Annotated in this window: 24 protein-coding genes and 3 tRNA genes; 22 read left to right on the forward strand and 5 right to left on the reverse strand. The window is 48.8% G+C overall.

Features of this window, described 5'->3' with window-relative positions; translation table 11 throughout:
- Positions 1 to 135: 135 nt before the first annotated feature.
- From LQ229_RS12430 to LQ229_RS12480, 11 genes are all read left to right on the forward strand, one after another.
- Positions 136 to 495 (forward strand): ABC transporter permease, encoded by a 360-nt coding sequence (locus LQ229_RS12430; RefSeq protein WP_230191905.1) that lies wholly within the window; start codon positions 136 to 138, stop codon positions 493 to 495.
- A gap of 341 nt (positions 496 to 836) precedes the next feature.
- Complete coding sequence (locus tag LQ229_RS12435; protein ID WP_230191944.1) at positions 837 to 1535, forward strand: ABC transporter ATP-binding protein; 699 nt, start codon at positions 837 to 839, stop codon at positions 1533 to 1535.
- Positions 1498 to 2583, forward strand: a complete 1086-nt coding sequence (locus tag LQ229_RS12440; RefSeq protein WP_216536286.1) for an efflux RND transporter periplasmic adaptor subunit — start codon at positions 1498 to 1500, stop codon at positions 2581 to 2583. The genes LQ229_RS12435 and LQ229_RS12440 overlap by 38 nt, the downstream gene beginning before the upstream one ends.
- The gene (locus tag LQ229_RS12445) at positions 2583 to 5474 is read left to right on the forward strand and encodes an FtsX-like permease family protein (protein ID WP_230191906.1); all 2892 of its coding nucleotides are present in this window, start codon (positions 2583 to 2585) and stop codon (positions 5472 to 5474) included. The genes LQ229_RS12440 and LQ229_RS12445 overlap by 1 nt, the downstream gene beginning before the upstream one ends.
- A gap of 3 nt (positions 5475 to 5477) precedes the next feature.
- The gene (locus LQ229_RS12450; RefSeq protein WP_216536288.1) at positions 5478 to 6359 is read left to right on the forward strand and encodes an ABC transporter ATP-binding protein; all 882 of its coding nucleotides are present in this window, start codon (positions 5478 to 5480) and stop codon (positions 6357 to 6359) included.
- 5 nt (positions 6360 to 6364) lie between these two features.
- Positions 6365 to 7861: an extracellular solute-binding protein gene (locus tag LQ229_RS12455; protein ID WP_230191907.1), complete on the forward strand. Its 1497-nt coding sequence runs from the start codon at positions 6365 to 6367 to the stop codon at positions 7859 to 7861.
- A gap of 24 nt (positions 7862 to 7885) precedes the next feature.
- Positions 7886 to 8431, forward strand: a complete 546-nt coding sequence (locus LQ229_RS12460; RefSeq protein ID WP_216536290.1) for a phosphatidylglycerophosphatase A — start codon at positions 7886 to 7888, stop codon at positions 8429 to 8431.
- A 194-nt stretch (positions 8432 to 8625) separates the two neighbouring features.
- Positions 8626 to 8793: a hypothetical protein gene (locus LQ229_RS12465; RefSeq protein ID WP_216536374.1), complete on the forward strand. Its 168-nt coding sequence runs from the start codon at positions 8626 to 8628 to the stop codon at positions 8791 to 8793.
- Between the two features lie 130 nt (positions 8794 to 8923).
- A tRNA-Met gene (locus LQ229_RS12470) sits at positions 8924 to 9000 on the forward strand.
- Positions 9001 to 9030: 30 nt separating this feature from the next.
- Positions 9031 to 9107 (forward strand) — tRNA-Ile (locus LQ229_RS12475).
- 139 nt (positions 9108 to 9246) lie between these two features.
- Positions 9247 to 9322: transfer RNA gene (locus LQ229_RS12480), tRNA-Val, on the forward strand.
- 341 nt (positions 9323 to 9663) lie between these two features.
- Here LQ229_RS12480 and LQ229_RS27295 read toward each other — a convergent pair.
- Complete coding sequence (locus LQ229_RS27295) at positions 9664 to 9777, reverse strand: putative holin-like toxin (RefSeq protein ID WP_356710600.1); 114 nt, start codon at positions 9775 to 9777, stop codon at positions 9664 to 9666.
- A gap of 192 nt (positions 9778 to 9969) precedes the next feature.
- Entirely contained in the window at positions 9970 to 11097 is a 1128-nt protein-coding gene (locus LQ229_RS12485) for an NADH-dependent flavin oxidoreductase (protein WP_230191908.1), read from the reverse strand.
- 290 nt (positions 11098 to 11387) lie between these two features.
- Between LQ229_RS12485 and LQ229_RS12490 the strand changes: the two genes are divergently transcribed.
- Positions 11388 to 11891 (forward strand): MerR family transcriptional regulator, encoded by a 504-nt coding sequence (locus tag LQ229_RS12490; protein ID WP_216536293.1) that lies wholly within the window; start codon positions 11388 to 11390, stop codon positions 11889 to 11891.
- An 84-nt stretch (positions 11892 to 11975) separates the two neighbouring features.
- Positions 11976 to 12185, forward strand: coding sequence for a hypothetical protein (locus LQ229_RS12495; protein WP_216536294.1), 210 nt, complete (start codon positions 11976 to 11978; stop codon positions 12183 to 12185).
- Positions 12186 to 13268: 1083 nt separating this feature from the next.
- Here LQ229_RS12495 and LQ229_RS12500 read toward each other — a convergent pair.
- Positions 13269 to 13910: a L,D-transpeptidase family protein gene (locus LQ229_RS12500; RefSeq protein WP_230191945.1), complete on the reverse strand. Its 642-nt coding sequence runs from the start codon at positions 13908 to 13910 to the stop codon at positions 13269 to 13271.
- 164 nt (positions 13911 to 14074) lie between these two features.
- On the opposite strand from LQ229_RS12500, the gene LQ229_RS12505 reads away from it, so the two are divergent.
- Both LQ229_RS12505 and LQ229_RS12510 read left to right on the forward strand, forming a co-directional pair.
- Positions 14075 to 14587: a hypothetical protein gene (locus LQ229_RS12505; protein ID WP_216536297.1), complete on the forward strand. Its 513-nt coding sequence runs from the start codon at positions 14075 to 14077 to the stop codon at positions 14585 to 14587.
- Positions 14588 to 14667: 80 nt separating this feature from the next.
- On the forward strand, positions 14668 to 14784 hold the full coding sequence (locus LQ229_RS12510; protein WP_230191909.1) for a sporulation protein YjcZ: 117 nt from the start codon (positions 14668 to 14670) through the stop codon (positions 14782 to 14784).
- An 80-nt stretch (positions 14785 to 14864) separates the two neighbouring features.
- On the opposite strand, the gene LQ229_RS12515 is transcribed toward LQ229_RS12510, so the two are convergent.
- Positions 14865 to 15293, reverse strand: coding sequence for a hypothetical protein (locus LQ229_RS12515; protein WP_216536298.1), 429 nt, complete (start codon positions 15291 to 15293; stop codon positions 14865 to 14867).
- Between the two features lie 184 nt (positions 15294 to 15477).
- Between LQ229_RS12515 and LQ229_RS12520 the strand changes: the two genes are divergently transcribed.
- The 7 genes from LQ229_RS12520 to LQ229_RS12550 all read left to right on the forward strand — a co-directional run bounded on the left by LQ229_RS12520 (position 15478) and on the right by LQ229_RS12550 (position 18283).
- Positions 15478 to 15630: a hypothetical protein gene (locus LQ229_RS12520; RefSeq protein ID WP_230191910.1), complete on the forward strand. Its 153-nt coding sequence runs from the start codon at positions 15478 to 15480 to the stop codon at positions 15628 to 15630.
- 96 nt (positions 15631 to 15726) lie between these two features.
- The gene (locus LQ229_RS12525; protein ID WP_216536299.1) at positions 15727 to 15903 is read left to right on the forward strand and encodes a hypothetical protein; all 177 of its coding nucleotides are present in this window, start codon (positions 15727 to 15729) and stop codon (positions 15901 to 15903) included.
- Positions 15904 to 16028: 125 nt separating this feature from the next.
- Positions 16029 to 16472, forward strand: a complete 444-nt coding sequence (locus tag LQ229_RS12530) for a GNAT family N-acetyltransferase (RefSeq protein ID WP_216536300.1) — start codon at positions 16029 to 16031, stop codon at positions 16470 to 16472.
- A 4-nt stretch (positions 16473 to 16476) separates the two neighbouring features.
- Positions 16477 to 16755: a DUF3892 domain-containing protein gene (locus tag LQ229_RS12535; protein ID WP_216536301.1), complete on the forward strand. Its 279-nt coding sequence runs from the start codon at positions 16477 to 16479 to the stop codon at positions 16753 to 16755.
- A 147-nt stretch (positions 16756 to 16902) separates the two neighbouring features.
- Positions 16903 to 17103: a hypothetical protein gene (locus LQ229_RS12540; protein ID WP_216536302.1), complete on the forward strand. Its 201-nt coding sequence runs from the start codon at positions 16903 to 16905 to the stop codon at positions 17101 to 17103.
- A 202-nt stretch (positions 17104 to 17305) separates the two neighbouring features.
- Positions 17306 to 17872, forward strand: coding sequence for a stalk domain-containing protein (locus LQ229_RS12545; RefSeq protein ID WP_216536303.1), 567 nt, complete (start codon positions 17306 to 17308; stop codon positions 17870 to 17872).
- Positions 17873 to 17962: 90 nt separating this feature from the next.
- Entirely contained in the window at positions 17963 to 18283 is a 321-nt protein-coding gene (locus LQ229_RS12550) for a DUF1292 domain-containing protein (RefSeq protein WP_216536304.1), read from the forward strand.
- 67 nt (positions 18284 to 18350) lie between these two features.
- On the opposite strand, the gene LQ229_RS12555 is transcribed toward LQ229_RS12550, so the two are convergent.
- Complete coding sequence (locus tag LQ229_RS12555) at positions 18351 to 18770, reverse strand: DUF1885 family protein (protein WP_216536305.1); 420 nt, start codon at positions 18768 to 18770, stop codon at positions 18351 to 18353.
- Positions 18771 to 18832 lie beyond the last annotated feature (62 nt).

The raw sequence follows: 18832 nt of genomic DNA on the forward strand, positions 1-18832 counted from the left end.
AGGGGGAAAGTGTATCCACATAATGTTGACTTGAACCGAACGAACTGGGAAACCTCCACTTTTTTACAGTCCGCGAGGCAGATCCACTATATTCAGTGTTTGATATTACGGGCTTTCGAAATTTAGGTTAATATTTTGTCCTTTTTATTGATTTTTGTGATCGGCACCCTCTCGTTCGCGGGCATCGGCTTTTTGATCGCCTCTGTCAGCAAGTCTATCGAAAGCTATATGGGGATCGCCAACCTGCTCAGCTTTTTAATGATGTTTTTGAGCGGCATCTTTTTCGATATCAATGCGCTTCCCGCTTTTATTAAACCGATCTCGACCGTGCTTCCTTTGACATATTTCGCCAATGGCGTGCGGGACGGGATGGTATTTGGCGCCGGGATTGAGGAACCGTCGCTCTGGATCAATTGCGGCGTCATGGCGGCATGGGGGCTGGCGGCGATGCTGCTCGCGTCGCGGTTGTTCCGCCGGAAAGGGGAAACGAAATAGGATTCTGTATAAGAAGAGCGCTTCGCTATGCGGCGGGCGCTTTTCTGCGTCTCTGCAAATCTAGTGCTTTTGTCTTAATTTCAAAAAAAACTGTTTTTTTCGAAAATCGATTAAAATGATTGTAACTTTTTGCGAAGATAGATCGTCTATAATTCTAGAGTGTACCGTCTCGCTATAAAACTGTAAAAATGAAAAATATTGGAGGGGGAGCGGAAAAATCGATGGCTTGGTTCCGAAAACGCAACGCAGTGAAAGACATAAAAAACGATAAGCCTGCAACGAAAGAAAAATCCGATGCCGATTACATAGCAGATGAACTTGAAACAAATCAGCCGGAGGCCATGCTCCCAGCAAGGGAATTGGATCGGGATCCGATCCTGGTCGTAAAAGATGTCGAACGTTTTTTTCCGGTAGGCGGCGGTCAACTCCATGTACTGAAAGGCATCAATATGCAGGTTCTTCCCGGACAGCTCGTCATGCTGAAGGGCAGGTCCGGATCGGGGAAAACGACGCTGCTCAATATGCTGGGCGGACTCGACCAGCCTTCCAAAGGCGAAGTTTTCTTCCGCGGCAATCCGTTTCATCAATGGGACGACGATCGCCGCACTTTGACGCGCCGCAAAGATATCGGCTTTATTTTTCAGGCGTATGCGCTTATGCCGCTCATGTCGGCGTGGGAAAATGTCGAACTTTCTTTGCGCATGGCGGAATATCCGCGGGACCAGTGGAAATCGCGGGTTACTCATTGCCTGGAATTGGTCGGATTGGGGAAACGGATGTTTCACCGTCCGTTCGAAATGTCAGGGGGGGAGCAGCAGCGGGTCGCCATCGCGAAAGCGATCGCGCACAGGCCGCGGCTTTTGCTGGCTGACGAACCGACGGCGGAGCTGGATTCGCAGATGGGTGCGCAAGTAATGGCCGTATTCAAAAACATTATTCAAACAGAACAAGTCTCAATATGCATGACAACACACGATCCTACAATTTTGGAGGTAGCGGACCATGTCTATGAAATGGTTGACGGGAAATTCATCTCATGATCCCGGTCAAAGAATACGCCGCGTTGTTGCGGCATCCTTATGCGGCGCTCTGATCTTCGCCTCGGGCTGCTCGCTGTTGCCGAAGGAGGATGAAGAAGAAATATTGCCGCCGATTACGCCGCCGGTCATATCCAAAAGGCCGGAATACGAAGTGACCAAAGGCACGCTCGAGCGGACAGCGTCCGGAACGGGCAAGCTGATGTCGGCGCAGGAGGAAACGTTGTTCTTCACCGAGGACAGCAACAATCGCGTCAAGGCGATCCACGCTAAAGTCGGCGATAAAGTAACCGCCGGCCAGCTGCTGGTGGAATTGGATGTCGAAAGTCTGGAGAAGGATCTACGCAAAAAAAAGCTTGAGTTTCGCAAGCAAGAAGTAACGATGAAAGAGACGCTGCGCGAGAAAGATCAGATGGATGAGCTCGATTTCGAACAGGCGATGATCGTCTTCGAGGAAGCGCGCCAAGCCATCGTCGATTTGGAGACTCAAATCGCCAAAGGCAAGCTGGTCGCTCCGTTCGCAGGCACGCTCGTTTCGCTTAAAGTGGAAAAGGGCGGCACGATCAAAGCTTACGATCCGATCGCTACCATAGCGGACACGTCCCAATTGGTCGTCACCGCGAAGCTTAGCAAAGACGATTTGAAAAATGTGGCGGTCGGCATGGAGGCGCTGGTCGATATTAACGGCGTCGGCGCGGTAAAAGGGAAAGTTAAGGCGTTGCCATCCGTCGAGACCGAGCAGGACAACGGAGGCGGCGGCAATCAGAACAGGCCGGAACGAATCGAAGATTTCCTGATCGTTCAATTGGATAAAACGCCGGAAGGGCTGAACCGCGGCACGCCGCTGAGCGTGAAAATCATTACGCAACGGAAAACGGATGTTACCTTGATTCCGCTCGCTGCGCTGCGTTCGATCGGTTCGCGCACGTATGTGCAAGTCGTCGACGAAAACGGCAAACGCGAAGTGGACGTCGAAGTCGGACAACAATCCGCAACGCATGCAGAGATCGTCAGCGGATTGACCCCGGGGCAGAAAGTAGTGGGTCGCTAATGGGCATGCCGTTATTGCGTTTTTTATATCGTAAAATGTGGAATACGAGATGGCTTACCCTTAGCACGCTGCTCGGGCTCGTAGTGGCCGTCTCGTTTACAGTAAGCATTCCGATGTACGCTGACGGCTCATTGAAGCGCGTTGTCGCCAAATCGCTCCAGGAGAAAAGCACCGGCTTGCCTGCCGGCTCGCTGTTGATGCGTTATCAAGCGGCGGGAGGGAGCAAGACAGATCTGGGCTCGCTGGAGACGGTCGACGAGTTCATTCGGAATGGCGTTCCTGAACAGGTCGGTTTCCCGTTCGACGTATTCGTCAATAGCCGGTCGATTCGTTCGGCGCAGCTGTCGCCGGTCGATCCGACCACGGTGGATGCGAGCAAGATGAGGACGATGGCGATCTCCTCAATGACGGGCTTGCCGGACAAAGTGGAAATGAGCTTGGGCAATCCCTATTCGGATCAGGTGAAAGACGGTCTCGTCGAAGCCGTCGTTCTGGAAGAGGCGATGTACCGCAACGACTTGCATGTCGGGGATATATTCGAATACCCGGTGTCCGGCGGATCGAATCTCGTGCTAAGGGTGAAAATCGTCGGCGCGTTCAAAGCGTTGAACGAGACGGAGCCTTATTGGTACCAAGGCTTCGAAAGCATGATGAATTCGCTGTATATCAGCTCGAACGTTTTTAACGATTATTTGCTACAACAATCCAAAGTGCCGCTACATAACTCCAGTTGGTACTACGCATTCGATTTGCGCGAGGTCAAAACGAGCCAGTTGACTCCGCTAGGAAGCACTTTGGACCGGCTTCAAATCGAGCTCTTTCAACGTCTGAAAGAGACGAAAGTCGAAATTTCCTTTGCCGATACGCTCGCCGAATTCAGAAAGCAAAGCCTGCAGCTGCAAACGCTGCTGTTTACGCTCGCGATGCCTATGATCGCGATGGTGTTCTATTATATTGCGATGAATGCCCGCCAATCGCTCGACAAGCAGCGTAGCGACATCGCCGTGCTGCGCAGCCGCGGAGCGGGAACAAATCAAATCATTATGATTTATTTGCTGGAAGGCGTCTTTCTCGGTCTTGTCGCTCTGGTGATCGGGCCGTTATTGGGCTGGTTTATGGCGAAGAGCATCGGTTCGGCGAACGGATTCCTCACGTTCGTGGACCGTAAATCGATCCCGGTCGGATTGAATACGGACGCGGTGCTGTACGGTCTCATCGCCGTATTGATCGCCATTATTGCCAGCGTCATTCCGGCGGTCGTATTCGCGAAAGCTTCGATCGTCAATTATAAGCAAAAGCTCGCCCGTTCGGACCGGAAGCCGGTCTGGCAGCGTTGGTTCCTTGACGTTGCGCTGCTGGGGGTAGCGGGTTACGGTTATTATTTGTTTAACGAACGTCAAATGCTCTCGTTCCAAACCGGAATGACGACCGATCAATTGCAAGTCAATCCGTTTCTGTTTTTTGTGCCGGCACTATCCATTTTCGCGTTCGGACTGTTCTTTTTGCGCGTCTTCCCATGGGTATTGCGGCTGATCGGATGGATCTTCAAGAAGCTGATGCCGGTACCGTTCTACTTAACGTTGACGCAATTGTCGCGTTCGTCAAGCTCCTACTATCCGCTTATGATTTTGCTGATCTTGACGTTAGGGCTTGGGGTGTATAATTCATCCGCCGCCCGTACGATCGATTTGAACTCGACGGAGCGCACGTTGTATAAATACGGCACCGACGTTCGGATCAAGACGGTATGGGAAGGCACGCCGGAGGTTAAGCCGAAAGGCAACAACAGCGGAGGCGGGGGTGGAGGCCAAAATCCGAACAATCCTGGCAATCCGGGAGGCCCCGGAGGTCCCGGCGGACCCGGGGGACCGGGAGGGCAAGCGCCGACCAAATGGTTATATTCCGAGCCGCCGTTTGAAATCTTCCGCGAATTGGACGGCGTAGAAGCCGCCGCTCGCGTCTTGTTGACGAAAGGCAGCGTGAACGTATCCGGCCGTTCGATCGGCCAAGGCATGGTGATGGGCATCGATAATGTGGACTTTGCCAAAGTGGCATGGTTCCGCAACGATTTATTTCCGCATCATCCGAATAATTACTTGAATTTGCTCGGCGCGTTCGAGCATGCGGTCATCATTCCGACGAATATCGCGGAGAAATATCAGCTTAAGCAGGGCGACTTGGTTTCCATCGCTTTGCAGGATCAAATGGTGGAGTTTGTCGTTGTCGGCATATTGCCGTATTGGCCTAGCCAATATCCGGATCAAACGCCGTTCTTCATTGCCAATCTCGATTATATTTACGATCAGGTTCCGATCATGCCTTACGAAGTATGGCTGAAGATGAAGCCGAACGCCCTTGTCAAACCGATTATGGACCAACTGACAGCGAGCGGCATCGAGATCGCGTCGATCGAAGACGTGCGCACCGACTTGGTAACCCAAAGCAAACATCCGACGCGCGGAGGCGTATTCGGTATTTTAAGCTTAGGATTCCTCGTATCCATTATCATTTCGTTGATCGGATATGTATTGTACTGGTTCTTCAATCTGTCCGGACGGGTCGTGCAATTCGGGGTGCTCCGGGCGATGGGCTTGTCGCGGAAGCAATTGACCGGCATGCTGCTGTTGGAACAAATCTTTACGGCCGGATTGTCGATTGCGCTCGGCGTACTGATCGGCAAGCTGTCGAGCAAGCTGTTCCTGCCGTTCCTGCAAACCGCCGACAACGTCAAAACGCAAGTGCCGCCGTTTCGCATCGTTTTCGAAGCGAGGGATACGTTGCAGTTATATATCGTAGTCGGAGTGATGATGCTTACCGGGGCAACGCTGCTGTTTATGCAAATTCGCAGACTTCGCGTCCATCAAGCCGTCAAAATGGGAGAGGAGCGTTAACCGATGATTCATTGCGAAGGACTTGTCAAAATTTTTAAATCGGATGAAATCGAAGTCGTGGCGCTTCAAGGACTGAATCTTTCCGTCAAGGAAGGCGAAATGATGGCGATCATCGGCAATAGCGGAAGCGGCAAATCGACCTTCCTGAACATACTGGGGGGGCTCGACCGCCCTTCCGCCGGCCAAGTGCGGGTCGGACCGTGGGATTTGCTCAAAATCACCGACGACCAGCTTGTTGAATATAAACGAAATACGGTAGGATTTATCTGGCAAAATAACGCCCGAAACTTGCTTCCGTATTTGACGGCGATCGAGAACGTAGAGATGCCGATGATGCTGAACGGCAAAGTCGACCGCGCCTATGCCGAACAGTTGCTGGAATGGGTCGGGCTCAAGGAGCGTATGCACAATAAGCTGCATCAACTGTCCGGCGGGGAGCAGCAGCGGGTCGCGATCGCGATCTCGCTCTCGAACCGCCCGAAATTGCTGCTTGCCGACGAGCCTACCGGCTCGGTCGATACGCAAACTTCGGATATGATCATGAACATTTTCCGCAAAATGAATCAAGAACTGGGCGTTACGATCGTCATCGTTACGCATGACCTGTCTCTTGCCGGCAAGGTGGATCGGGTCGTGGCGATACGAGACGGCTTAACAAGCACCGAATTCATTAAGCGGAATCCGAATTTGGATGCGGCCGGGGGCGAGCAGGGGCATAACAGCGCCCTGCAACAAGTGCACGAAGCGTACGTCGTCGTGGATCGCGTCGGGCGGCTGCAAGTGCCGAGAGAATATTTGGAAGCCTTGGAGATTAACGATAAGGCATCTATGGAATTTGACGGTGATACGATTATCATTCGAGCACCTAAATCATTGGAGGGGTAACGTAAATGACTAACAGGAAATTATTCGTTCGCAAACTAATCACGGTATGCTTCACACTAACGCTGCTTGTGCCGCTGCTCGCGGCATGTACCGGTTCGAAAGGCGGCGACGACAATAATAAGGAACGCGTTCTTCGAATCGGCACGGTATGGAATTACGGCGGAGACGATTCTTATATGCGCCAGCAATATACGGATATATTCGAATATGCGAATCCGAATATTAAAATCGAGTTCGTAGGAGCGATTGACAACAGCGATTATATGTATACCGATCCGAACAATCCGCCGGAACGGCCTGACGAGTTGGAAAGTATGAAAAAATTGCTGACAGGCGCCAATCCGGTAGACGTCGTGATGCTGGACTCGGGAATGTATAAAAAACTCGTTAACGAAAATATGCTGCAACAGCTTGATCCGTTGATTCAGAAAGACAAATACGATATTACGGATTTCGTGCCGACCGTGATCGACGGCATTAAAGATTTGGGCGACAGCAACTTGTACGGTTTAGCTCCGACATTCGGCGCCTCCGCACTATTTTACAATAAGCAAATGTTCTTGGACGCGGGCATTCCGGCTCCGCAAGACAATATGACATGGGACGATATTTTCGATCTCGCTCGCCGCATTAGTACGGGAGAAGGAGAAAACCGCCAATTCGGCATTCAATTGAACCGGTGGGGCGGCGATCCGTGGTGGGATTTGAACACCTATATGTCCGCGCTGCAACTGCGCACGTTTGACGACAAAGCGGAAAAAATGACGGTCGATACGCCGGGGTGGGAGAAAGCGTGGAGTACGATCGCCAAATTAAGCAAGGATAAAATCATGCCGAACGGAAGGGAAAATTTCGCCCCGCGGAAAGAAGGAGTTTGGAATCGGTATGACGGAGATAATTTCTTGTCGAGCCGAGTGGCCATGACGATTGCCGATTATGGATATATTACAGAATTAATCGACGCCAATAAAAATGTAGAGAAAATTGATGGCATGAAAAAAGTGGATTGGGATGTCGTGACGATGCCTACCCATCCGGAAGCGCCGGGAATCGGCGGCAATATTTATTTAAGCAACATTATGGCGATCAATGCGAAAGCGCAAAATCCGGACGACGCTTGGGCGTTTGTGAAATTTCTGAACAGTCCGGAATGGGCAAAACTGAAATCGCGCAGCAGCTATGAACTTGTATCGCGCAAATCGTTCATTCAGCCGCGCGAAGGATTGAGCTATAACACGGCTGCTTTCTATACGTTAAAACCGCTGCCTCCGGTAGACGATGATAATGAGTTGTACCGGAAATATGAGAACTTGTGGCAAGTGACGCAAAAAGGGCAAGAGTATTTCCAACAAGTGATTGAAGATAAGAAAACGTCTGCCGAAGCATTGAAAGAGTGGCAGGCGAAAGGCGACGCCATGCTGCAGGAATTGAAGAAAGATCCGAAGAAACAGTTCGATATGGGCGGCGGTATGGAAACGTTCGGTACGGTTTACTCTGACTAATGGATCAACTTGGAGGGATGCAGCATGAAACGGAGAGTGCATAGCCAAGAAATCAAGGATGCCGCCCTGGCCAAATTGGCGGAACGCGGCGTGACGATTCGCGATATTGCCCAAATTGTATACGAGATGCAATCTCCGTACAACGAAGATTTGCAATTGAACGAATGCGAAGAGAGCGTCCGGTCGGTACTGCTCAAGAGAGAATTGCTGCATGCGCTGCTCGTTGGAATCGAACTCGATGTGCTGGCGGAAAAGGGTCTGCTGTCCGAACCGCTGCAGTCGATCGTCGCCTCGGATGAAAGCTTGTTCGGCTGCGACGAAACGTTGGCGCTCGGCTCGGTGCTGGGGTATGGCAGTATCGGCGTTACGACGTTCGGTTATTTGGATAAAAATAAAATCGGCATTATTAAAAAACTGGATACGAAGTCCGGCAAGCAAGTTCATACGTTTCTGGACGATCTCGTCGCCAGCATCGCCGCTTCCGCCTCAAGCCGGCTCGCCCATCATTACCGGGACGCCGAGGAACGAGCGAACGATCGGCAGGAAGATGCGGATGAACATGCCAGTTAGATAAGTTTATGATGTACGATTCGGCCCCGATTCCTTCATGGAACGGGGCTTTTTCACGCGTAATGCCGGGATCCGAGTTAGAGCGGATGGATGCGGCGCCTTGACAGCCGATGACAAGCTTTAAGCGCAGCCGCGAAATTTTCTCATAAATTTTGGGTATTCTATTCGTAGTCAAGTTCCATGGAGGTGGCAATATGATGAAATGGGTATATTGGGGAAGGCTCTATAATACGAAATTTCAAGCCGGATGCATCGTGAAACGGATCGAACACGACTCATGGCTGTATGGTTACGACTGTCCCCGGGAAATTGAAATCTTTCGCTCGCGCACGGGCCGATATGGCGTTCGATTTATGCCTTAACCCGGCATGTTGGCTATGTAAATAATTGCCACCCCTTTTTCCATGGTTTCCTACTTGACTTTACAAGCCGAAATAGTGTATATTTATTTTTGTCGCTGTTCGATTTAGTTTAGGCAGTGTGCATCGATGTCGCGGGGTGGAGCAGCTCGGTAGCTCGTCGGGCTCATAACCCGAAGGTCGCAGGTTCAAATCCTGCCCCCGCAACCAAATTACTAAGAATAGGATCTTGAGATATAAGGGCCCTTAGCTCAGTTGGTTAGAGCGGTCGGCTCATAACCGATTGGTCGGGGGTTCGAGTCCCTCAGGGCCCACCATTGTCATCCTTGATCTATCATTGGCAGCAATTTGGTTGATAGATAAGCGCAATAATACATAGAGATCGTCACAATTCTCAAAAAAATGATTGACATCACAACATAATCTTGGTATTATAATTAAGCGTCTTATCGCTATGATCTGTTAGCTCAGCTGGGAGAGCACCATCTTGACAGGGTGGGGGTCAGTGGTTCGAGCCCACTACAGATCACCATACATAAAAGCCGAAACCCCTTGATACACAAGGGGTTTTTTGTTTGCGAAAATTTATTGCGTTACAGAGGCTCTTTAAAAATCAAAGCTAAGATTGTACAGATGAATCAATCATGTGAACACATACCGGAATTCAATCGTTATAGGGGCGATGATCTTAAAATTGATTATTAGTTTTCCATATTTTATTTTTAACAATCATATGGTATATTAGTTATAAGAACTGCCTACAATGTAAAAGGAGTCGGTTGCAGCCGACTCCTAGCACAATAGCCGCTTTTAAGGGCGGAGGGCTTACTTTAAGTTAGGCGAAATAGACCGCATACCTTTGTCGAAGGCGGTCTATTTTCGTTTAGCGAGATATATCAGCAGCGTAATAACTAGGGTTATTAACGCAAGTATCCAAAGTCCGAATTGGAGCATTACGGATAGTGCTTCATATACGCTCATTGGCATCACCTCCCTTCCGGGAGATTAGCCGACCGCCCTTGTAAGCCATTCTATTGTACTAGCCAAATTATAGCATAATGTTTGTTAGCTAAAATTTGATCATGGTCTCCAAGAAAGTAGAAACATGATTTGGGGACGAATTGGGGACATTTTTCTATCTTCTCTAACGGGCAGATACTGTTATGTAACTATAGTCTGTTACATTTTATTTGCGATAGGGAACCATCCTGGAGTATTGATGATTTTCAGCCATAACGAATCAGCAATCCCCAATTTTTCTTGATCATTTAAAGTTAACTCCGTACGAATTTCGTTTTCCTTACCCAAAGTTACTTTTTCAACCCAATCTGGATCGATAATCAGTTCTCGTCCAAGAGCAATCAATGGAACTCCCGATTGTAACGCTTTAAGCGCCTCGTCGGGCGTACGGATCGATCCTACGCCGATAATGGGAACTCTTTGTTTGACGAGCTCGTAAATAATCTCCATTCTGGAACGATTGTCCTCTACTCCACGTCTAGGCTTAGACCAAAAATCCATTAAAGAGACATGCAAATAATCCAAATTTTTATATGCGAGGGCATCCACCAATTTAAGTGTATCGGCCATTGTAATACCGGGCGTCGATTCTTCTTCCGGCGATAACCGATATCCCACAAGAAACGGCTGTTTGCCATGCTGAGCCGCCACTTTTATCACTGCATCTACAACAGCGAGTGGAAATGCCATACGTTTGTCTATATTTCCTCCCCATCGATCATCGCGTCGGTTTGTGTATGGGGAAAAGAATTGTTGAATGAGAAACCGGTTTGCCCCATGAATCTCTACCCCGTCGAAACCAGCCTCGATTGCCCTACGAGTGCTATCGCCAAATGCGCGAATAATCTCCACAATTTCTTTCTCTTGGAGTGCTCGAGGGATCACGCTCAAGCCTTCTTTAGCAACCGCACTCGCACTTACAATCTCGCTGTTTGGTACCAATTCCGGCGAACTTTCGCGACCGCCATGAAAGATTTGCAGAATGGCTTTTGCCCCACGTTTCTTAATGGCTGTTGCCAGGCGTTGCAAACTCGGGATCATATCATCGCGATCAGCCGCTAATTCGCCGCCAAACACCTTGGCGTTTGGTGTGATGATTGTGCTCCCAGTGACAACGATTCCCACTCCGTGCGAACGACTTTCGTAATATGCGATTAACTCATCAGATACTGTACCGTCTTGCTTAGAATAAGATATCGTCATTGGTGCATGAACGATACGGTTCTTTGCTTGGATACCATTCTTAAAACGAAACGACTCCATTAAAGGTTGATATTTACGGTTCATAGATGTCCACTCCTACTTTTTAATAATTGCAGTTCAGATCCGATCCACGCCCTAGGCGTCGGTTAACTGTGTGAAATATCGAGTTGGCTCGAGTCCAATATACATTTTCCTCCTTCCTATGGTCAGGACAATTCTCCCTGTTAGAGCTAATCATAGAAGTTGGAGTCGAATCCAAGTCAAGGTGCGAAAACAAAGGAGGTGCCCAGGGAAAAGAGATAGGAGAATCAGTTTGACTTGGAGTCGGGTCCAAGATGTATAATGGTCAAAATGCAATTTAGGGAGGGAACGCAATGGAAGAACTAACGTTTACGATCAAGCAAACCGCCGAGCAAACCGGAATTTCCGAGGATACGATTCGATATTACGAAAAGATCATGCTGCTGCCTCGGGCGGATCGGAAGGAAAACGGGCATCGCGTCTATCGAAAAGAGGACATCTATATGATCAAACTGATATCCTGCCTAAAAAAAACGGGTATGCCGCTCGAGGCTATGCGACCATTTTTGGCGGCTTCAGCCAACACTGATTCCGCGGAATATACGGAGTTGGTGGATCAATTAAGAAGCCATCGTGATAATATTGTGAACCAAATCTCCTCACTTCAACGGATCGTTGATTTTATTGATATCAAGTTGAAAGAAGGGAGACCTCGCCAGGAATGCTCGGATAAAAGTCAAGACGACGTTTTAGAAGAAGAGAAGGAGAAAGCAAAAACAAAGCCCATTTCCGTCGTGGAAATGAGTTATTTTTCGGCATCTGCGAAAACGAACAAGTTACAAAATTCGATTAGATAGAAGGCGAGGGAGAGGCGTTATTTGAGCTCGCTAGCATCATGGACCTGTACACGAAACAAATCGTGGGTTGGAAGTTGCGATCGCATGACGACTGATCTTGTACTGGAAGCATTGCAACAGGCAGTCACCGCAAAAAAGCCGAAGAAGGGTTACATTCATCACTCCGAACGAGGTTCTGAGTATGCCTCTAAAGCAGGAATTCATTTATCCCAGACCAAAAATTTAAAACCAAGGAAGAAGCGCAGCAGAAGTTATACCGCGATCGCGAGTTTTTACGATCCAACAGCACCATAGGCTACATGTCGCCGATACGCTTTGAGCAACTGTACTACGAACGCGTTGCTTAACTTAGAGGTGTCCACTTTCCTGACAGAGGAGCATCTTTTGGCTCGCAAACGAAACTAACGATCCTTATTGGGCTCCAATTGAAGATGTTGTCATCCTAACGAAAGTACGCATCGCTATTCATTGGAAATCGGCGATTGTATCGCCTATTTCCCCTCATTAGCGTGTTTGAGTTTCGTTAGACATTGCAACATGATGATTTACAGGCGATTAGCGTGTATCAGTTTCGTTAGCCCGCTCGGGCGAATCGTCAGCCGCCAGCGGTATGATGAAGTGGACTCTGATCGCAGGCTTTACCTTTTTTACCCCACGGGAATCGCTTGCCAGCACGCTATACAGCTTCCATAATCTCTGCGGCAAACGATCGTTCAGAACTGCATGCAGCAATCCAATCCCGCTCCGTATGTAATAATCCCTGGCTTTCTAGCATCTGAACGAAGGGGATTTTCACAGAAAAGGGCCGACAAAACGCTTCCTCGGGCTTGAAGAGCAGCAATACGCTCGATGCAACGCTAATGCAATTATCCATTAATTTTTCGATAAAACCCGATTTTTGAGCATAGTAACTGCAATTATCCAGCTAATCGAGCCGCTTTAATCCAAATTTATGGTTTTTGGGCGGAAATAACTGGAAAATTGCAGTTGCTCGAGCGAAATTCGCCTAAATCGACTTTTGTAAATGGATTTTTGCAGTTACATTGCGGGGGAGCGAGCAAGTAGCTTCCAAGGGGTCATAAGGTGATGTCCGTTATCTTCGCAAGAACAACGCCTTGCAACATATAATAACGCCCTCGCGCCCGTTAACGCCTATGCGAACCGGCTTGACGTTCAAGAAAATGACTTCGCACAAACATCATGGGGCGCAAGGGCGAATCAGTACAACGAAAACGGCAGGCACTACAAACGGCCGCTCACGGGAATCGATCGATTACGCAGCTCACTGCACGCGCCAGCGTTACAGACTCGTACAGTCCCGCCGTTCCAGACTCATACACGCGTCAGGCAGGCCGAGCCAGCGCCTTCCCAAACACTTCATTCGTCGATGCCGAGATGAATCATCTCTTCGTACCGGATTTGCCCGGTAAGGGGCAAGCCGTGGTCTTTCTGGTAACGCATGACGGCCACTTCCGTCAACCGGTCGAACCGGCCGTTGCAGATGCCTTGGTAGTACCCTGCCGCTTGCAGCCGGTTCTGGACCATTTGGACGAGCGCGCCCCGGGAACCGTTGACCAGGATGCGGTAGGTAACGTCCGGAGACCCTGTAATGGGACCGTCGATCGTAACTTTCGTTCCGATGCGAACATGCTCGTACAGTTCCTCTACTTGATGATCGTACATCCGGATACAGCCTTCGCTGACGAACCCGCCGATGGAATACGGCTTATTCGTACCGTGGATGCCGAACGTTCCCCACGGAACGCTCAGCTCCATCCAGCGCGATCCGAAGCCGTCGTACCAATTTTTCCGTTTGTCGACGATGTTGAATATACCCATGGGAGAAGGCGTATCCTTCGTGCCGACACCGATATTGTACGTTTTGACGACTTTCCCGTCCTCCAGAAGCTGCAATTTCCGTTTCCACAAATTGATATGAATTTCCGTATCCGCATGCGTAACGCTGGGGAATGTCGCCAGCAACATTGATGCGAGAGCGATATTGAGCAGCCATTTCATTCGATTCACCTTATCTTTTTGTTTTCTAATTACGATTTCCAAAACGTTGAAATTCATGTAAATGCTCTTCGATTTGAATAAATCTCCGGCCGTAAAGGGAAATTATTACAGGAGAGAGGCCGTTTCGAACGGGCCGGCCAATAAACTATACGGAGGAGATTATAATGCGGATCACAAAAGTTGCGGCTGCACTTATGCTGGCCGTCACGATAGGGATGCATGGGGGTGCGAATTTACACGCAATGGGAGTAGAATCGCAGCGAATCAACGGCATGTCGCGGGAAGATTATCCCGAAGGCGCCAAATCGGTGAAGAAAGCGGTGAAGGAATTCGAGAAACTGCATAACATTAAAATTATGCTGCCGGTAAAATTGCCGTTTGACGATACGCGAAGCTTCGGCTTTATCGCCAACGATAAATTGGAATTGGAATTCTCGAACGAACGGATCCGGAAAGTTTGCAAAATCTATATATGGACGATCGATAATAAGCCGGACCAAGCGATGCCGTACAAAACGATTTCGTTAAAAGACGGGACGCAAGCGAAGTTGAACGAGAACGAACAATTTTGTTTCCTCAGCTTCGAGAAAAACAATTTGTACTATAATATCGGGATCAACAAGCAAAATCAAACGACTGACGATTTGATCGCCGTTGCGGAATCCCTTATCAAGTAAGGGTTGTTCGCCCAAACACATTGTATTTGACAAACATACAATACCTTGGATTACAAATCAGTTATGAAAGGAGCATAAAAATGGGAGCAGTCGGAGAAGTAGGCGGCTACTACGGTGGCGTGTTTACTAGCGTGGGTGTCATTTTAGTCCTTTTCATACTTCTGGTTATCGTGTCGCGTTCGATTTGCGGATATTAAAAAAATGGCACATAGCATTTCGTTCCGGAACATGCAATAAGGTGCTCCTTGAGAGCACCTTACCTCATGAAAAGGCATGATCAGCCGCGCGAACCGAGAATCGATTTCACGACAAATTGGCATTCCGACTTCGGAAACTGGCGTCCGTCTGTCATCGTAACCGTATCCTCGGAATGTTCGGCTATAATTCCTTCCAGAACAAGCATCCGGTTGTCCTTCCATACGGAAACGGCGGAACGGAACAGGATCGCATTATCGAACTGAACGGAGTTTCGCATGACGAATCGAATGTTTCCTGCATGATAGGAGGGGGCGGGAGACTCGGCAATACGGTCAACTGCTTCCAGCAATTCGATTTTGGCGATATCTTGAAACTGCAGAACGATGCCTTCCGGCTCCAGGCGGACGTACTGCCCATTCTCGTCCCATTCGTCAATGGTGCCGCTCACTTTATATTGCATATGATCGCCGTAAAAGATTTGAACTCTTTTGCCTATCAGATCGTTCAATGTTCAGGTCCCCCTTGCAGCTTGCAATTTTGCCGAATCGGCAATATTCGTTTTCATTAGATCGTATGACTTTCACTTTTGTCTTTATCTTAACAAAAATATAGATATTTTCAACATTTGGATGCATTGCGGACCTTGCCGGTACATAAGTTGAAGTAATAGATTGTGCGGGAGGGATGCGGGCGTGGAGAAATTCGGTTTATTTATCGGATGGATGATCGGGCTGTTCGGACTTGTTATTCTCGTTGCGTGGCTGACGGCGATATTCATCGAGCGGGACAGCATGTCCTATGACGAGCAGTTCGTATGGCTCAGGAAGGTGGACTCCGATCAATAAACGAGCGGAGTGGAAATCTTTCATTCGCGGTTAAAAAGAAACGCTTTTGTCAATACTATACTTATATCATTATGGCGACAAAAGTGGAGTGAGATCATGAAAATACTGAAATGCATACTGATTGCGGCGGTTGCGGCTGGGCTTACAGCTTGTTCGCCAGCGGAACAAAACGAGGGACCGGAGGCGGGGATGAAGCCGATTATGGTGCGGAACGGCCCTCCGAGCGTAGTGAGAGACGTCTACGAAAAAGGAATGGCACCGGTGTACGATTAATATGAAGTTGAAAAAGCCTGCGACCTGACGCAGGCTTTTGTCGTTTTCACATGCCGAACTATACATGCAAATAAATGTTTTGTATAATTACTGCGTCCATATATTGTCCAGTAGAGGTGAAAGCGATGGCTGTCGAAATGATTCATGTTACAACGGAACAACAATTGAAACAATGCCTTGAAATAAGAAATGAAGTGTTTGTGCGGGAGCAACGAGTGGATGAATCGTTGGAATACGACGATTACGACCGCCTCGACGCGCAATCTTATCATATGCTTGTGTTGGATGAGGAGAGGGCGGCTGCGACCGGAAGGTTGATCCTATACGGCGACAATGCAGCGAAGATGCAGCGCATTGCCGTACGCAAGACGCATCGGGGCACCGGTCTGGGACGCGTCTTGTTGCTCGCGCTGGAGCAGCTTGCCCGGGATTTGGGATTGAAGGAATCGATTTTGGACGCGCAATGCCAAGCGGAGCAATTTTATGCGAAATTAGGATACGCCGTCGTTTCCGAAGAACCGTTCTATGATGCGGGAATCCTTCATGTCCGTATGAAAAAGCAATTGTAGGCGCATGCTAACATCAAGAAAGCGGAAGGAGGCGTTTCAATTGGCAGAAGCGGATCAAAGGGAAACATTCGTAGCGGTGCAAAAAAACGGAGACGGCGACCTTACTCGTTTTAAAACTTCGTCCGGCCGCGTGCTGGAGTACGAGCAAGCTCTTCAGGAAGTACAGAACGGGCGGATCGCCGGGGCGAACGCTTTTAAAGGGCGTGACGGCGAGACTTACATTCGCGGAGATGCGGATGGGGATCCGTCCAATAATTTGGACAATTTGCCCAGCTTCGAATAAAAAAAGGTTGTAAAGTCCGCAATCGGCGCTCGGCCGGTGCGGGCTTTTCTTTTTAGGCGGATGCGGAAGTCGGGGCGGCGCCTTTTTTCATATGTTGTTAGAAGACTGAAAGAAATGAACTTCTAATGAATGAAAAGAGGTGTGGCCATGGCAAAAACGCTGAAAAAGAAAAAATTAACGTCTTCGGACCGGAACGTATATACGATGAAAATCGTAACCTCCGAGACTTGCCACGTATGCAAGCAGCAATGCGCAAGAGGATTGCGTTATTTGGAGAGAATGTCGCAGCCTGGTGCCGTAGGCAACGGGGTGCCGTGCATATTGACGCGCGTGAAAGTCAGCAAATAACGGCCGCGGGAAATGGGAGCGGCGCCTGTTTTCATTTCCCGGGTATTCGCATAATTCAACAACATAAGCCGACAATTGGCGACGATCCTTTACGTTTGGGACAAGGGATTTGTCTAATAAAAAATACCGCTTTCGACCGCAACTCTTCGAGCATCCCGGAGTATAAAGTAATAACAGTAATCGCAATGGAGGGTATGCACGCATGAAAGCAAGAAGAGTGATTTTGTTAGCGCTAGCGTTTTCCTTAATGGGCGGCTCCTTAATGTTTGCCGATTCCGTCTCGCAAAAAGTTCGCCTCCTCGTAAACGGACAAGAGTCGAGCGAAGGAGGAATTCTGGTGAACGGAAAGGCGTATATCCCCGTCAAACAAATTTCCGATTCGCTGCAAGCGATGGTAGATTGGGACGAGAACGCCAAGAAAGTAACCGTATATAAACCGAATGTACATATGTTGACTTTCTCCGGCAAAGATATATTCGGCATTGTGAAGAAGGGCGAGAAGAAAAAATTTAACGTATTGGTATCGGGCGACAATATGGTTGCCGACGTCGACTCTTTCCGCGTATCGATTACCGATCCGGCCGGCAAATCGACGACGATTCAAGAACTAAACGTGAAGGAGAAGACGGAATATTTTACGTTCCAAACGGAGGAACTGGTTTACGACTTTGCGGCAACCGGCAAATATACGGTCGGCTTCTATATTAAACAATCGAAAACGAGCGATTACGTGCTCGTATCCGAAAAAGTAATTAACGTCATCTCGTAAAATGACGATTCGTCGCTGCGGTTTGACCTCCCAATTGGAACATGGTACGATACGGAAGGAACGTTAAAATTACTGAAATGAGGTATACCGATGAGCGATCATAAACATGACGACTGCGGATGCGGCCATGATCACAGCCATGACCACGATCACGAACACGAAGATTTCGTGCTGACTTTGACGGATGAAGACGGGAAAGAAGTGGAAATGGCGCTTGTAGAAACATTCAATTGCGACGACAACGTCTACGCCCTTTTGTTGGAACGCAACAACCCCGAAGCGGACGGCGTCATCTTGCGCATTGAAGAAGAGGACGAGGAAATGGTCCTGTACAATATCGAAGACGAAGCCGAGTGGGAACGTGTGCAACAGGCTTACGAAGAACTCGTTGCGGCGCATGAACATAATTGAAGAACCAAGCGAAAGCCCTAATTCCGGAAGATCGGAGTCAGGGCTTTCTTTCGCTAGAAAATGCCGATTATTTGCGCGGATTGTAGTAGATCGTTCGTCCGTTGAACATCTTCAATTCCGCTTTATGCTTGCGGGCCAAATATTTGCACAATTCGTTTCCTTTTGCTTTGTCCCCGTGCGTAGCGTCGTCCGGCAAGACAACCTGCACAAAATTGCGGGACTTGTCTGCTTCTACTTTCGTTCCTACGCCGAATACGATGTATTTATATAACGGATTTTTGCCTTTTAAATAAAACCAACGTTCTTCTTCGCCGGGTTTGGTCTCGATCGTATACGGAAATGCGGCTTCCGCATAATCCCAATCCAATTGCTTGCCGGTTAACGCGGTTTGCTCTTTGTAATGCAGCAACGCCTCTTTCAGTTCGCTTAGCGTCATCCCCGAGACGGCGGACCCTTCCGCGAATGTTATGTAAGCGCTTTGACTCATTGGCACACCACCTTCGTATATGTCTTCCAAGCGTTATATCGCTTCCATTCCATATTATACAA

Origin of the sequence: Paenibacillus sp. CECT 9249 (assembly GCF_918697855.1) — a bacterium.
Lineage (GTDB): Bacteria > Bacillota > Bacilli > Paenibacillales > Paenibacillaceae > MSJ-34.